At 71.2% G+C, this 13,753-nt stretch carries 11 protein-coding genes; 7 read left to right on the forward strand and 4 right to left on the reverse strand.

Annotated features, from left to right (window positions below):
* Nucleotides 1–28 precede the first annotated feature (28 nt).
* From KBI5_RS01860 to KBI5_RS01880, 5 genes are all read left to right on the forward strand, one after another.
* Entirely contained in the window at nucleotides 29–1,159 is a 1,131-nt protein-coding gene (locus KBI5_RS01860) for a glycosyltransferase family 1 protein (RefSeq protein WP_011435188.1), read from the forward strand.
* A gap of 136 nt (nucleotides 1,160–1,295) precedes the next feature.
* Nucleotides 1,296–2,216: a glycosyltransferase family 2 protein gene (locus KBI5_RS01865; RefSeq protein WP_198537456.1), complete on the forward strand. Its 921-nt coding sequence runs from the start codon at nucleotides 1,296–1,298 to the stop codon at nucleotides 2,214–2,216.
* 205 nt (nucleotides 2,217–2,421) lie between these two features.
* On the forward strand, nucleotides 2,422–3,495 hold the full coding sequence (locus KBI5_RS01870) for an NDP-sugar synthase (protein WP_085014136.1): 1,074 nt from the start codon (nucleotides 2,422–2,424) through the stop codon (nucleotides 3,493–3,495).
* A 175-nt stretch (nucleotides 3,496–3,670) separates the two neighbouring features.
* Nucleotides 3,671–4,927 (forward strand): DNA polymerase III subunit beta, encoded by a 1,257-nt coding sequence (gene dnaN / locus KBI5_RS01875; RefSeq protein ID WP_035730754.1) that lies wholly within the window; start codon nucleotides 3,671–3,673, stop codon nucleotides 4,925–4,927.
* Nucleotides 4,928–5,291: 364 nt separating this feature from the next.
* Nucleotides 5,292–6,176, forward strand: coding sequence for an alkaline phosphatase family protein (locus tag KBI5_RS01880; protein WP_085014137.1), 885 nt, complete (start codon nucleotides 5,292–5,294; stop codon nucleotides 6,174–6,176).
* A gap of 98 nt (nucleotides 6,177–6,274) precedes the next feature.
* Here the strand turns inward: KBI5_RS01880 and KBI5_RS01885 are convergent, their stop codons facing one another.
* The 4 genes from KBI5_RS01885 to KBI5_RS01900 all read right to left on the reverse strand — a co-directional run bounded on the left by KBI5_RS01885 (nucleotide 6,275) and on the right by KBI5_RS01900 (nucleotide 10,341).
* Nucleotides 6,275–7,081 (reverse strand): DUF3105 domain-containing protein, encoded by an 807-nt coding sequence (locus tag KBI5_RS01885; protein ID WP_085014169.1) that lies wholly within the window; start codon nucleotides 7,079–7,081, stop codon nucleotides 6,275–6,277.
* A 160-nt stretch (nucleotides 7,082–7,241) separates the two neighbouring features.
* On the reverse strand, nucleotides 7,242–8,570 hold the full coding sequence (locus KBI5_RS01890; protein WP_085014138.1) for a coenzyme F420-0:L-glutamate ligase: 1,329 nt from the start codon (nucleotides 8,568–8,570) through the stop codon (nucleotides 7,242–7,244).
* Nucleotides 8,563–9,582 carry a 2-phospho-L-lactate transferase gene (gene cofD / locus KBI5_RS01895; protein WP_023839904.1) on the reverse strand — a complete coding sequence of 340 codons (1,020 nt, stop codon included), beginning with the start codon at nucleotides 9,580–9,582 and terminating at the stop codon, nucleotides 8,563–8,565. The genes KBI5_RS01890 and cofD overlap by 8 nt, the downstream gene beginning before the upstream one ends.
* A gap of 162 nt (nucleotides 9,583–9,744) precedes the next feature.
* Entirely contained in the window at nucleotides 9,745–10,341 is a 597-nt protein-coding gene (locus KBI5_RS01900; RefSeq protein ID WP_085014139.1) for a TetR/AcrR family transcriptional regulator, read from the reverse strand.
* 278 nt (nucleotides 10,342–10,619) lie between these two features.
* Between KBI5_RS01900 and KBI5_RS01905 the strand changes: the two genes are divergently transcribed.
* Together KBI5_RS01905 and KBI5_RS01910 are read left to right on the forward strand one after the other, a co-directional pair.
* Nucleotides 10,620–10,916 carry a hypothetical protein gene (locus KBI5_RS01905; protein ID WP_011435197.1) on the forward strand — a complete coding sequence of 99 codons (297 nt, stop codon included), beginning with the start codon at nucleotides 10,620–10,622 and terminating at the stop codon, nucleotides 10,914–10,916.
* 135 nt (nucleotides 10,917–11,051) lie between these two features.
* Nucleotides 11,052–13,736: a bifunctional FO biosynthesis protein CofGH gene (locus KBI5_RS01910; RefSeq protein ID WP_085014140.1), complete on the forward strand. Its 2,685-nt coding sequence runs from the start codon at nucleotides 11,052–11,054 to the stop codon at nucleotides 13,734–13,736.
* The last annotated feature ends 17 nt before the right edge of the window (nucleotides 13,737–13,753 follow it).

Below are 13,753 nucleotides of genomic sequence, written 5' to 3' on the forward strand. Positions count from 1 at the left end.
GCGGGTGGCGCGTCAGGGAGGGAGCGCCGTGGGACCCCGGGTGCTCGTCGACGCCACTTCGGTCCCGGCCGACCGTGGTGGCGTAGGGCGTTATGTCGACGGGTTGGTCGCGGCGCTGGGCGCGACCGGCGCGGACATGGCGCTCGTCTGCCAACGGTCGGATGAGGAACGCTACAGCCGGATGGCCCCACACGCCACCGTTCTGTCCGGGCCGGCGGCCATCGCCCACCGGCCCGCGCGGTTGGCCTGGGAACAGACCGGGCTGCCACTGGTCGCCGAACAGGTGAATGCCGATGTCATCCATTCACCGCACTACACGATGCCGTTGCGGGCGCACCAGCCCGTGTGCGTGACGATTCACGATGTCACCTTCTTCACCGAGCCCGACATGCACACCGCGGTGAAGGGCACGTTCTTCCGGTCCGCGATGCGCACCGCGGTGCGCCGGGCGGCCCGGATCATCGTCCCCTCGAAGGCCACCCGGGACGAGTTGGTGCGGGTGCTCGACGGGGAGTCGACGACCACCGACGTCGCCTACCACGGCGTCGACACGTCGACCTTCCATCCGCCGACCGAGGAGGACAAGCGGCGGGTGCGCCGCCGGCTCGGGCTCGGCGACTCGCGCTACGTCGCGTTCCTCGGGATGCTGGAGCCGCGCAAGAACGTGCCGAACCTCATCCGGGGCTGGGCCGAGGCGGTGCACTGGCGGGACGAGCCGCCCGCGCTCGTCCTGGCCGGCGGCTCCGGCTGGGACGACGACGTCGATGCCGCCGTCGCCTCGGTGCCGAGCCACCTGCGGGTGATCCGGCCGGGTTATCTGCGCTTCTCCGACCTGCCGGGCTATCTGGGAGGTTCGTCACTGGTGGCGTATCCCTCGCACGGTGAGGGCTTCGGGCTGCCGGTGCTGGAGGCGATGGCCTGCGGCGCCCCGGTTCTCACCACGCCGCGTCTGTCGCTGCCGGAAGTCGGCGGCGACGCCGTCGCCTACACTCAGCCGGACGCCGGCTCGATCGCCCGGGAGATGGGCGCCCTGCTCGATGACGCCGAGCGGCGCAGGCAACTCGGTGAGGCCGGTCTCGCCCGGGCCCGGGAGTTCACCTGGGCGGCCAGCGCCGAGGCGCATCTCGCGAGCTACGCGCGGGCGGTCGCCGAGCACTGAGGCGCCCGTCGGCCCGGCCCCGGGGCAAGGACCGCCGCAAAGGGCGCGCTACGGTCTCCTCGGTGCACAAGGTGCCGTGCGTCGTCACGGGAATGTGTCGGGCGACCGGTGGTGGGCGAGAACGGGCGGGCGAGACATGGGTGTGGATCCGGAGATCCGGGTCGTCGTCGTGACCTTCCGGTCCGGGGAGGTGATCGGAGCCTTCCTCGACTCGCTGGCGAAGGCGACCACGCGGCCCTACGAGGTCGTCGTGGTGGACAACTCGCCGCACCTCGACGAGGGCACGGCGGCGGCCGCCGAGCGGGCCGAGGTGCGCTTGGTGCGCCCGGGTCGCAACCTCGGCTACGGCACCGCGGTCAACCGTGGTGCCGCCGGAGCCCGCGGGCCCTGGCTGGTGATCTCCAATGCCGACATCTCCTTCGCGCCCGGTGCGGTCGACGAACTGCTTGCCGCGGCCGACCGCTGGCCGGGGGGCGGGGCCTTCGGCCCGGGGATCATCAATCCGGACGGGGYGCTCTACCCCTCGGCCCGGGACCTGCCCTCGCTCGGCCGCGGGGTGGGGCACGCCTTGTTCGGCTGGTGTTGGCCGACGAACCCGTGGACGGCCTCCTATCGGCGGGAGCGGGGTCTCCCCCAGGAGATGACCGCCGGCTGGTTGTCCGGTTCCTGCCAGCTGCTGCGCCGGGAGGCGTTCGAGGCGGTCGGCGGGTTCGACGAGTCCTACTTCATGTTCATGGAGGATGTCGACCTCGGCCGCCGCATCGGCGAGGCGTCCTGGCAGTCGGTGTACGTGCCGTCCGCGGTGGTCGAGCATCTCGGCGGACACTCGACGAAGCGGTCGTCACGGCGGATGGTGCTGGCTCATCACCGCAGCATGTTCCGCTACCTGTCCTGGCAGTACCCCGGCAACGCGCGCGCGCCGCTGCGGCTGCTGCTCGGGGTCGGTCTCGTGGTTCGGCTGCTGCTCGCGCTGATCTTCGCCCGGGACAGCGCGGGGGCGAAGGCGACCCGTTCTGCGGATCTGCTTCCCCGGGGTGGTGCCGCGCGGGGCGCCTGAGCGGACCGCGGCCGGCCGATGGCCGGCAGGCGAGTTGCTGGTAGTCATGGATGTCCTGGATGTCCGAGATATTTGGAATATCCGGGCGGCTTGGTGAACCCCGGTCCGACACAACGTGTCGAAACCATGGCATGCCGTTCGTCGTATGGTCCTGACCCCGATCCGTTTTCAGCGTCCACCGCGTGTTCTGCGACACTGACGCCCCATGGACGCAGTGATGCTTGTCGGCGGTCAGGGGACCCGCCTGCGACCGCTCACGATGTCGGCGCCGAAGCCGATGTTGCCGGTCGCGGGGGTGCCGGTCACCGCGCACATGCTGGCTCGCGCGCGAGACGCGGGAATCGACCGGGTGGTGCTCGCCACCTCGTACCGGGCGGAGGTCTTCGAGGAGTACTTCGGGGACGGCTCGGCGCACGGACTCCAGCTGGAGTACGTCACCGAGACCGAGCCGATGGGCACGGGCGGTGCGATCCGCAACGTGGCCGAGCGGCTCCACGGGGGACCGGGCGATCCGGTCGTGATCTTCAACGGTGACATCCTCGCCGGTCTGGACATCCAGGCCCTCGTCGCGCGGCACACGGGGACCGGCGCGGCGGTCACCCTGCATCTGACCCGGGTGGTGGACCCGCGTGCCTTCGGGGTCGTGCCCGTCGACGACGATGGTCGCGTCACCGCCTTCCTGGAGAAGACCCCGGACCCGCCCACCAATCTGATCAACGCCGGGTGCTACGTGTTCCGGCGGTCCGTCATCGACACGATCCCGACGGGACGACCGGTCTCGGTCGAGCGGGAGACCTTCCCGGGACTGCTGGCCGCCGGCACGGCGGTCATGGGTTACCCGGATGACACCTACTGGCTCGACCTCGGAACTCCCGCGGCGTTCGTGCAGGGCAGTCGCGACCTGGTGACCGGCCGGATGGCGTCGCCGGCGCTGCCGGGGCCGGTCGGGGACTGCCTGGTGCTGCCCGGTGCCGTCGTGGCCGCCGACGCCAAGATCGGTGGCGGGGCGACCGTCGGGGCCRGCGCGTGGGTCGGCGCGGGTGCCGCGATCGACGGTGCGGTGCTGTTCGACGGTGCGGTTGTCGAGGCCGGGGCGGTCGTGCGGGACAGCGTGATCGGTCGGGACGCGGTGATCGGCTCCGGTGTCGCGCTCGACGGGGTGGTCATCGGCGACGGGGTACGGATCGAGCGAGGCAACGAACTACGGTCCGGGGCGCGCGTGTTCCCCGGAGTCGTCCTCTCGGCGGGCGCTGTGCGATTCAGCTCGGACCGCACCTGAGCGCAGCCGACCGGTTGCGGGTGGCGGCGGACCACTGGTAGCGCCGCCGCGTTTCCTCACGACGCGGCGGCTGCGGTCCGTCCGTGCGGAGATCTCGCGGACATCCACGGACGGGGAACAAAAACCGTCCGCTGAATGCGGCGATTCCGCGCCGTGGCCGAGGACAATCGCACTCATGAGGTTCAGCGTGGAACGCGACGCGTTCGCCGACGCGACCGGCTGGGCCGCTCGGCATCTGCCCAACCGGCCGGGCCCGGCCCGGAACGTCCTGACCGGCATCCTGCTCGCCGCGGGCCATGGCTCCCCGGCGTCTCCCGGTTCCGCGGCGGTTCCCCTGCCGTCGGGCTCCGCGGCGTCTCCCGGTTCCGCGGCGCCCCTGGGGGCGGCCACGGCCTCGGTCCTGACGATCTGCGCGTACGACACGGAGGTGGCGGTGCGGGCTCCGGTCGCGGCCTCGGTGGACGAACCGGGGCGGGTGCTGGTGCCCGGCCGGCTCCTCACGGACATCGTGCGCAGCCTGCCCGCGACGACGGTCGACGTCGTGGTCGACGGTGACCGGCTGGTCCTGCGCTGCGGCAGCGTCCGTTTCACCGTGCCGCTGATGGACCCGGGTGAGTACCCGCAGCTCCCTAGCTTTCCCGGACCGATCGGCGAGGTGGACACGCTTGGGTTCGCGTCCGCGGTCGGTCAGGTCGCCCCGGCGGCCGGCCGGGACGAGACCATGCCCGTGCTCACCGCGGTCCGGATGGAGATCTCCGGGCGTGGGCTGGCCCTCGTCGCCACCGACCGGTACCGGCTCGCGGTACGCGGCATACCCTGGCAGCCGACAGTCGACGATCCGTGGGCGCTCGCGCACGTGCCTGCCAAGGTTCTCGCCGAGGTGGCCCGCACGCCGACGTCGGCCTCCCGCATCGTGATTGGTCTGGACCTCGACGATCCGTCCGGCGCCCGGCTCGGCCTCGCCGCCGGCGGCCGGCAGACCATCGTCCGGCTCATCGAAGGGACGTTTCCCAACTACCGCAAGCTCCTGCCCGAGGCGGCCGCGCTCGTCGTCACCGCGCAGACCGCGGCGCTCGCCGCGGCGGTCCGTCGGGTGGCCGTCGTCGCCACCCGCACCGGGCCGCTGCGGTTCACTTTCACCCACAACCAGGTCGTCGCCGAGGCCGGGGACGGTGGTGGCGCACAGGCCAGCGAGACGATTCCGGTCGAGTACGCAGGTCCCGAGCTCTCGGTGCTGTTCAATCCGTCCTACCTGCTGGACGGGCTCGGTGCCGTCGAGGACGATCAGGCGACGATCGGGTTCGTTGACGACGATCCGGTCGAGGCCGCCGCGAAACCCGCGGTGCTCACCGGCAAGGACAGCGGCCGCGGCGCTGTCGACGAGGGCGCCTACCGCTACCTACTGATGCCGATCCGCCACGGCGGGGGCTGAGCCGAGGGCCAGGACCGTTCCTCCTGATCGTCTGGTTCGGCGGTCCAGGGTATGGATCCGGGGTGATGAGCCGGCCCGGCYGCGGCCCTGACGAGGACCGGACAGCCTTGTACCCGGATAGCCGGAGACAGGCCACAGATACGCCGAAGAAACACCGTGGGAAATTCGTCCMGCGGCCTCCGCGCGACCCCGCTCGGGTTACCGATGCGGAGAGAACCCGACATCTCCCGTTCGGGATCCGGCCCCTCCTGTTTCCCCGGTTCTTACCTCTGGTGCACTGACGATGTCCGGTGGAGGCTCTAACCTGATCTGGCTCCACGGTAAGAACTCGTTGTTACTTTTCTGGTTCCTCGGGAGGCCTGCCGTGTCCGTTCTCGCCGGTGTCCGGCGTTCACGTCTCGTGTTGACCGCGTTTGCCGTCGGTCTGATCGTCGCCGTGCTCGTATCCTGGAATATCGCGCCCGCGCGGGCGGCGGCGCTGCCCAGCCCTGACCATGTCGTCGTGGTGGTGTTCGAGAACCATTCCTACTCGCAGATCATCGGTAGTTCCAGCGCCCCTTACATCAACAATACACTGAAAAGTGGTGGCGCCAACCTCACCGCGTCGTACGGCCTGACCCACCCGAGCCAGCCCAACTATCTCGCCCTCTTCTCCGGAGGTACCCAGGGCATCACCAACGACAACTGCTACACGCCGGGGTTCAGTAGCGCCGCCAATCTCGGMTCCGAGCTGATCGCCGCCGGTCGCACCTGGGGAAGCTACAACGAGGGCCTGCCCGCCGAGGGCTCGACGGTGTGYACCAACAGCAGCACCAAGTATGYGCGCAARCACAATCCATGGTTCGCCTTCAGTAACGTGCCGCTGAACACCGCCCACACCTTCGCCCAGTTCCCGAGCAACTACTCCACGCTGCCCAAGGTCTCGTTCGTCATCCCGAACCTGTGCAACGACATGCACGACTGCTCGGTCTCCACCGGTGACACGTGGCTGAAGAGCAATCTCAGCGCCTACGCGACCTGGGCCCAGACCCACAACAGTCTGCTCATCGTGACCTTCGACGAGGACAACGGCTCCAGCGGCAATCACATCACCACGGTGCTCTACGGAGCGCACGTCACCCCCGGAAGCAGCTCGTCGACGACCTACAACCACTACAACGTGCTACGTACCCTGGAGGACCTGAGTGGACTGACCACCCACGCGGGTAACGCCGGAAGCGCATCGGACATCACCGGTATCTGGAGCTAGCACCGGTATCTGGAGCTAGCCGGGCGGGCCGTGCCCGGGACGGTGCTCGTCCTGGGCGGCCCGCCTCGTCACCGACATCTCCGCCCCGGCCGAGAGGGTTAGGGTGCCGGGGCCGGGGTGGTGGGCGACAGTGACATGGTGCCCGCGCCGGGGATCGGGGAGGCGGCCGCGCCCGGATCCACCAGGGGGCCGTCCGCCGTCACGTTCAGGGTGCCGCCCGCCGCGCCGGACTCCGGCGCGGTCGGTGAGTCCCAGGTGGCCCCGGCGGCGTCCGGGTTCRCATGCTTGGTGACGAAATCCTTGATTRCGTCCGCGGAGACCGTCGAGCAGCGCTGGGTGCGGTCCCAGGCGGTCAGGACGAAGTGCTTGTTGTCGACGAAGGTGCTCCGGGGCCAGGGCACACCGATGAACCGCGGCCCGGCGTCCGCCGCGAGCTTGCGCAGCTTGTCGACCTGATCCGTCGGCAGGCTCTTGTCGTACCAGCCGATCACGAAGCCGTGTTCGAGGTTGTGTACGGCCCGTTCCACCGAGATGCCCGAGTTCGGGTTGTAGAAGGGAATGCCGTCGGGCAGGGGGTCGGGGTTGTGGTTACCCGAGGATGGCGGTGAYGCCTCGTACGTGACCGCCGTGCTGACGTGCGTCGAGCCGCGGAACGGGTCGTTCGCCGTGCCGGTGCACCCGGCCGCGGTGGCGGCCGCCGAGGCCGGCGCGACGTAGCCGACCTTGCGGGCCTCGTTCTTCGATCTGCTGTCCGCGACGCTGTAGATGATGATGCCGACGAGGAGCGCGACGGCGACGAGCCCCGACGTCCCGTAGATGAGCAGCGCGCGGCGGCGTTCCCTGCGCTTCTGTTCACGGCGCAACTGCTCGAGCCGGGTGTTGCGTTCGACGCTCTTCTTACCCACGGCAACTGATCCTACGAAGTGTTGAACCACGTCGTCCGGGCAGGATGGATCCGACCCGCCGAACACCACCGGACACGCCCTGTTCCGCCACGCCGCACCGTGACCGTGGCGTCCCGGATCATCCCGGAGCCGGGCCACCCGGAAGAGGTCGGCCACGAGGTCAGYGGTGGAGGACGAACGCCGCGGTATCGCGGTCCGGTCGGGCGGGTGCGGGCGCGGCGGCGTGCCCGACCCCGACCGCGCCCATCGGTGTCCAATCGGCCGGCAGGTCGAGCACCCGGGTGACCACCTCCGGGCAGAACAGCGTCGACGACACCCAGCACGACCCCAGACCCTCCGTGGCCAGGGCGACGAGCAGGTTCTGCACCCCGGCCCCGACGGAGACGGTGAACATCCGCTCCTCGGCGGCGGCGCGGCGGGCGTCCGGATAGGGATGCGCGCCGTCGAGGACCATGATCGGAACGATCAGCAGCGGGGCACGCCGCAGCACCTCGCCGCGCCGAAGCCGACGCTCGACGGCCGCCTCGTCGAACCCGTCGCGTCGTAGATCGTCCGCCCAGGCTTCGGCCATCGCGTCGAGCAGCGCGGCGTGCCGCTCGGTCACGATCACGAAACGCCATGGTGTGGTGTGGTGCGGGGCCGGGGCGGTGAGTGCGGCCGCGATCGCCCGGTCGACCGCGGCCGGGTCGACCGGGGCGTCGGAGAAGTCCCGCACGGTGCGCCGGTCGCGCAGCGCCGCCCGGCGCGCCTCGAGGGTGCCGAGGCGGAACATGTCCTCACCAGCGGGACGCAGCAGTGCCCGCCCGCCGGCGCCGTCGTCGGGCAGCCGGCCGTAGCCGCGGACGACTGCCACCGGTGTGGCGCCCAGCTTGCCCTTGACGAGGTCGGCGGCCGCGGCGAGCTCGTCGGCCTCGGCCACCTCGGTCATCCCCAGCTCGTTGCCGTAGCCGTCGAGGTCGCCGACGTGGCTGCGCAGCGCCGCCATGCCGGCCACCCCGACGGCCATGTCGGTCAGGCCGCGCCGCCACGGCCGTCCGGCGGTATCGGTGACGATGACGGCGACATCCACGCCGAGCACGGTGGCCAGGCCCGACCGCAGCCGCCTGGCGCTGGCGTCCGGATCCACCGGGAGCAGGGCGAGGGAGTCCTTGGCGATGTTCGACGCGTCGACCCCCGCGCTGGCGAGGACGAAACCGTGGTGCGTCTCGACGATCCGGGTCGGGCCGCGCCGGGCGACCTCGCGTACCGATTCACTGTCGATCATGGCCTGTCTGGCTTCCTCGCGGTCGCCGGACACCGTGACGAGCCGTCCCTCGGCCTTCGAAACAATCTTTGAGGTGACCGCGACGACATCGCCGTCGGCGAGTGTCGGGCCGTGCGTCCGGACGGCCGAGGCCACCAGGACGGCGAGATCGTCGCCGGGACGGACCTCGCCGATGCCGGTGAGCGGGAACACGCGCAGCGCCCGTTCCGCGCTGCGCTCAGACACCGGCGAGCTCCAGAGCCGCCCGGACGATCGCCACCGTGGCCTTCAGATCGGTCATCAACAGGGGTGTCGCGGCCACGGTCGCGCCGGGAACGGTCGCGCCGGCGTCGGCGGTGTCGACGAGCCAGCCGTCGAGCAGGCCGTCCGCCGTCCCGTCTCCCGGGCGCGGGGCCGTCCCGTGCCCGGTCGTGGCGGGCGCGGTGGCCGGCTCGGCGGTGCGCCCCCGGCCGCCGTAATGCACGCCTACCGCCTGGGCGGAGGTCTCGACGCCGATGGCGGCCAGGCAGGCGTCCGCCATCCCGCGCACGGCCGCGCCGCCGATGATCGGCGACACCCCGACCACCGGCGCCGCGGTCTCGTGCACGGCCGAGCGGATCCCGGGAACGGCGAGGATGGTGCCGATCGAGACGACCGGATTCGACGGGGGGAGCAGTACGACGTCCGCGTCGGCGATGGCGGCCAGGACGCCGGGCGCGGGCCTGGCCTTTTCCGCGTTTACCGGGATGATCGCCTGTGCCGGCACGGCGGCACGCAGCCGCAGCCACCATTCCTGGAAGTGCACCGCGCGCTGGCCGTCGGCGTCCGAGATCACCACGTGGGTCTCGACCCGCTCGTCCGACATCGGCAGCAGCCGTACCCCCGGCTTCCACCGCTCACACAGCGCCCGGACCACGTCCGAGAGGGAGTAGCCGGCGTCGAGCATCCGGGTGCGCACCAGGTGGGTGGCGAGGTCGCGGTCGCCGAGTCCGAACCAGGCCGGCCCGACGCCGTAGGCGGCGAGTTCCTCGGCCACGACGAACGACTCGCCCTCGCGCCCCCAGCCCCGTTCGGCCGAGATCCCGCCGCCCAGGGTGTACATGACGGTGTCGAGATCGGGGCAGATGCGCAGTCCGTGCAACGTGATGTCGTCGCCGGTGTTGCCGATTACCGTCACGTCGGCCTCCGGCAGCGCCGCGAGCACGCCGCGCAGGAACCGGGCGCCACCGATCCCGCCAGCCAGGGCTGTAACTCTCACACCGACCAATCCTGGCACCGCGCCCCGACGGATGGGGCACCGGTGGGCGGTGGTGGATCTCCCGGCCGGGGTGATAGCGGCCACCGCCGGGCCACGGACGGATTTCTCCGGACCGGGGCGGGCGCGCCGGTCGTGTTCCTGACCGAGCCTCGGTCGGGGTTCCTAACCGAGCCTCGGTCGGGCGAACAACGGCGTCATCCATCCGTGGAACTCCGGCTTCGCCGGTATCGGCGTGTCCGTGCAGAAGGCCGAGAGCAGAAAGTGCACGAGATGGCTGGTCGGCCGGGAGGGTGCAGGGTTGGCGAGCCCGCCCTCGATGGTGGCGACCACCGCGTCCGCCGCGAGCTCCCGATCGGGTTCGGGCACGAAGTCGTGCACCGCGGCGAGCGCGAGCCCGTGCAGCCGCTCGTGGTACTCCATGACCGGCGCGGCGTGCGGGGCGCGTTCGGCGACACAGGGATGCAGCGTGCGGCGCCGCTCGACCGAGTCCAGGGCAAGGAAGAGCTTCGCCGCCGGGTCTCCGGGTAACGCGGCGATCCGGTCGACCTCAACGTCGAGCAGTCGGTTCAGCACCGCCGCGAAGGCGTGGTCCTTCGACCGAAAATACCAGTAGACGGAGCCCGGTTCGATGCCGGCGGAACGGGCGATCTCCGCGATGGACRTCCCGGCGAACCCGCGGGCCAGGAACTGCTCCTCGGCGACGGTGAGCAACGCATCGATCCGTTCCTCGCGGGGAACCTCCTGGCGGTTGCGTGGCACCTGATCAGCGTAACGACTCCCATGGTGGGGCAGGAGAAAATCGATGCCCAGTAGTGGTAGCCCCCGTGCGGTACGCCGGCGCACGCCGGCGCCGTCCCGACGCCGGCATGATCGGAATCGTGTCCCGGTGTCGGTGGGTGCACTCCGGCCGGGCTCGGGTAGCGGGGTCCGGTGGACGTCTCGGGCGGATGTGTCCTGCTCACCGTCTTTCTCTTGATTCCGATTAGAGAGAGCTGTGAGAGTGAATCCCAGCTCTCTACGTTGCTGGAAGGACCGTCATGTCCGATATCAGAACCACCAAGAGCCTCGAAGCCCTGTCTGCCTCCCTTAATCGCGCGCTTGCTGGGGTCCGCGCCCCCCAGGTCGTGGCCGCCCGCCGGGCCCAGATGCGACAGACCACCGGTACGACGCCGGACGGGTCCGACGTCGCCGGCGCCGGCCGGCGAGCCGACCGGACRCAGGCTCTGGTCGAGACGCTGGCCTCGCGCCGGCGGACGAATATGTTGATCGGCACGCTCGACCGGCTGCGCAGACCCGCCACCGGGTGGCGTGCGGCCGGCCGCGTGACCCCCTGACTCCGGGCCGACCGGGTTTCCTCCCGAACCGCTCAGTACCGTTTCGACACCGCATCCCTTCGATCCCGATGGCCACCGACCGGACCGGTTCACCTGCCGGGCGCCGGGGGCGCCGCCGGAGAATCAGAGGAATTCATGATGAGTACGGCGGCGACATCCAGCGGTGCCGAATCCAGCGGTGCCGAATCCAGCGGTGCCGAATCCAGTTCCCCACCGTCCCCGTCGGCGCTGCGCCGGGCGCTGCGCCGGGCCCGGGACGGCGCCACGCTCGACGTGGTAGAGGCCACCATTCTGCTGGCCGCGCGCGGCGATGACCTCGCGGACCTGTGCCGCTCGGCGGCCGGGGTCCGCGACGCGGGTCTGGCGTCGATCGGGCGGCCGGGTGTCGTCACCTACTCGCCGAAGGTGTTCATCCCGTTGACCCGGTTGTGCCGGGACCGCTGCCACTACTGCACCTTCGCCACCGTGCCGCACCGGTTGCCCGCCCCCTACCTCACGGTGGACGAGGTGCTCGGCATCGCCCGGGCGGGCGCCGCGGCGGGCTGCGCCGAGGCGCTGTTCACGCTTGGTGATCGTCCCGAGGATCGGTGGCCGGCGGCCCGGGAATGGCTCGACGCCCACGGCTACGACTCGACGCTGGGTTACCTGCGTGCCGTCGCGATCGCCGTGCTGGAGGAGACCGGTCTGCTTCCGCACCTCAACCCGGGTGTACTGAGCTGGGTGGAACTCGCCCGGCTCAAGCCGGTGGCCCCGTCGATGGGGATGATGCTGGAGACGACCGCGACCCGCCTGTGGTCGGAGCCGGGCGGGGCGCACTACGGATCACCCGACAAGGACCCGGCCGTCCKCCTGCGGGTCCTCACCGACGCCGGGCGGTTGTCGATCCCGTTCACGACCGGCCTGCTGCTCGGCATCGGGGAGACCCGGACGGAGCGGGCCGAGACGATCTTCGAGCTTCGAGGTCTGGCCCGCCGCTATGGGTCGATCCAGGAGGTGATCGTCCAGAATTTCCGCGCCAAGGACGACACCGCGATGCGCTCCGCGCCCGACGTCGGTGCCGAGGAGTTGGCCGCGGCCGTCGCGGTCACCCGGCTGGTGCTGGGCCCCACGATGCGGGTGCAGGCTCCGCCGAACCTCGTTGACACCGTGGAGTGCGCCCTGCTGCTTTCGGCCGGCATCGACGACTGGGGCGGCGTCTCCCCGGTCACCCCCGACCACGTCAACCCCGAGCGGCCCTGGCCGGACCTGGACGTCCTGGCGGCCGTGACGGCGCAGGCCGGGTTCACGCTGCGGCCCCGGCTCACCGTCTACCCCTCCCATCTCGGTGAACCGTGGATCGACCCGCGCCTGGCCGGACACGTCGGGGCGTTGGCCGGCGTGGACGGCCTGCTCGCCGACGGCGTGCTCCCGGTCGGCCGCCCCTGGCAGGAGCCCGACGGCGGACTCGCTGACACCGGCCGCACCGATCTGCACGCCGCGGTCGACACGGTCGGGCGCCGCAGCGAGAAACGGGCGGACTTCGACACGGTCTACGGTGACTGGGAGTCGCTTCGGGCACAGGTCAGCGCGGCCGGGACGGGGGTTGACGGAGTCGTCGGCACGGGCAGCCGGGCCATCGCGAGCCGGGCCGGCGCGGCTGCCGGTGCCGGTGCCATGCGGCGGATCGACCCCGACATGCTCGCCGCCCTGCGCCACGCCGGGTCCGATCCGGCCGGGATCACCGACGCCGAGGCGCTGACCCTGTTCGGCGCGGACGGCGCCGCCCTGGAGGAGCTCTGCGCGCTCGCGGACGGATTGCGCCGCGACGTCGTGGGCGAGGACGTCACCTACGTCGTCAACCGCAACATCAACTTCACCAACGTCTGCTACACCGGATGCCGGTTCTGCGCGTTCGCGCAACGCCGTGGGGACGCCGACGCCTACACGCTGTCCTTGGACGAGGTGGGCAGCCGGGCGGCGCAGGCCTGGGCGGTCGGCGCGACCGAGGTCTGCGTCCAGGGCGGGATCCATCCCGATCTACCGGGCGCCGCGTACTTCGATCTTGCCCGTGAGATCAAGCGGCAGGCGCCGGGGTTGCATCTGCACGCCTACTCGCCGATGGAGGTTCTCAACGGCGTCACCCGCACCGGCCTGTCGATCGGCGACTGGCTCACCGCGGCCCGTGAGGCCGGCGTCGACACGATCCCCGGCACCGCGGCGGAGATCCTCGACGACGATGTCCGTTGGGTGCTGACGAAGGGCAAGCTGCCCGCGGCGAGCTGGGTCGAGGTGGYGACCACCGCGCACCGGGTCGGCCTGCGCTCCTCGGCCACGATGATGTACGGGCACGTGGACACCCCCGCACACTGGGTGGCCCATCTGCGCCTGCTACGGCGCATCCAGGACTCCACCGGCGGCTTCACCGAGTTCGTGGCCCTCCCCTTCGTCCATCACAGCTCGCCGATCTACCTGGCCGGTGTCGCTCGTCCCGGYCCCACCCGCCAGGAGAACCGGGCTGTGCACGCGATGGCGCGCATTCTGCTGCACGGCTCGATCGACAACATCCAGTGCTCCTGGGTCAAGCTCGGGGTGGAGGGCTGTCGGGCCGTGCTCACCGGTGGGGCGAACGACATCGGCGGCACGCTGATGGAGGAGACGATCAGTCGGATGGCCGGCTCGCAGCACGGCTCGCGGCGCTCCGTGGCCGAACTCGAGGAGGTGRCCGCGGGGGCGGGTCGTCCCGCTCGGCAACGCACCACCACGTATGGCCGGATCCCTGACGAGCGCTTTCGCGCTGCCCGGGGCCGCACCGTCCGGGCCATGCTGCCGGTGGTGTCCTGACACCCGCCAAGTTCTGA

Source organism: Frankia sp. KB5 (assembly GCF_002099325.1).
In the GTDB taxonomy this organism is placed as follows: Bacteria; Actinomycetota; Actinomycetes; order Frankiales; family Frankiaceae; genus Frankia; species Frankia casuarinae.

What these genes read in the sequence shown, in the direction of transcription:
- dnaN (WP_035730754.1), top strand. Translation starts at nt 3,671, where the DNA reads ATGAGGTTCAGCGTGGAACGCGACGCGTTCGCCGACGCGACCGGCTGG.